The sequence below is a fragment of the Arthrobacter sp. Y3223164 genome (genome assembly GCF_059091005.1).
Genome location: NZ_JBNHGF010000579.1, coordinates 1 through 1,301, shown reverse-complemented (window position 1 = coordinate 1,301; position 1,301 = coordinate 1). Strand labels below are relative to the sequence as shown.

The window sequence follows — 1,301 nt, the reverse complement described above, 5'->3', positions numbered from 1 at the left end:
GCGCCGCCGCGGGCGATGAGCTCCTTGGCCAGGTCGCGGTAGGCGGTCGCGCCGGCGTGGTTGCCCGCGTAGCTGGTGATCGGTTCCGCGGCGACGGTGGCGTCGGCGAACTTGATGGTGCGCTTGATCACGGTTTCGAAGACCTTGTCGCCGAAGGCTTCCAGCAGCCGGCCGATGACCTCGCGGCTGTGCAGGGTGCGGGCGTCGTACATGGTGGCCAACACGCCGTCGATCTGCAGGCGCGGGTTCAGCCGGTCTTGGACCTTCTCGATGGTCTCCACCAACAGCGCCACTGCGCGCAGCGCGAAGAACTCGCAGATAAGGGGAATGATCACGCCGTGGGCCGCCGTGAGCGCGTTGACGGTCAGCAGGCCCAGCGAGGGCTGGCAGTCAATCAGGATCACGTCGTAGTCGTCCTCGACCTTGCGCAGCGCGTGGGCCAGGACCTGTTCGCGCGCCACCTCGTTGACCAGCTGCACTTCCGCGGCCGAGAGGTCAATGTTGGCCGGCAGCAGGTCGATGTTTTCCACGTCCGTGGGCTGGATGGCCTCGCGGATGTCGGTCTTGCGGTCCATCAGCACGTTGTAGACGGTCAGGTCCAGCTCATGCGGATTGGTGCCAAGCCCGGCCGACAGGGCGCCCTGCGGGTCGAAGTCGACCAGCAGGACCTTGCGGCCGACCTCGGCCAAGGCGGCGCCGAGGTTGATGGTGGACGTGGTCTTGCCGACGCCGCCCTTTTGGTTGACCATTGCCACGATGCGCGCGGGGCCGTGGGACGTCAGGACGGGCGGTTCAGGGAACTCGGTCAGCGGCCGCCCGGTCGGGCCCAGGACATCCTCGTCCGCTTGCCGCAGAGTGGTTGTCGAACCTTGTTCGCTGCTCACGTATCTAACCCAGCTTCCATCGTTTCGCTGCCGTTCTTCTTCCTGACAAGGTTACAGTGACCGCCCCGTTATCGATCGACAGGCCGCTGATGATCGGCGAGCCTTTAGCTTCAAGTAGAGGTCTAAGGTTCATCCTTCGCCGTCGGGGAATAAGGGCACGGCCGACGGCGGCGAGGAAGTGGCATGTATACAGAAGCGAGCATTTTCCGCGATGTGTGCTGCTTTTCCCGCAGCTGTGTATACACTAGCGCCATGAAGCAGAACTTGCGTGCCGGCGAACGGGCGTACTGGACGCTGCGCGAGGACATTGTGGAATGGCGGTTGCCCCCGGGCACGGTCCTGGCCGAGGTTGAGCAGGCCGCCCGGCTGGGCATCTCCCGCACGCCGCTCCGCGAGGCGCTGGGCCGGCTGACCGCC

2 protein-coding genes are annotated in these 1,301 nt (G+C 65.6%); one reads left to right on the top strand and one right to left on the bottom strand.

Annotated elements, in window-relative coordinates:
• Positions 1 to 884: ParA family protein (locus AC5RUJ_RS16560; protein ID WP_494156280.1), on the bottom strand; the 884-nt coding region annotated here is incomplete at its 3' end.
• A 252-nt stretch (positions 885 to 1,136) separates the two neighbouring features.
• On the opposite strand from AC5RUJ_RS16560, the gene AC5RUJ_RS16555 reads away from it, so the two are divergent.
• A partial coding sequence (locus AC5RUJ_RS16555; protein ID WP_494156281.1) for a GntR family transcriptional regulator occupies positions 1,137 to 1,301 on the top strand: 165 nt, incomplete at its 3' end.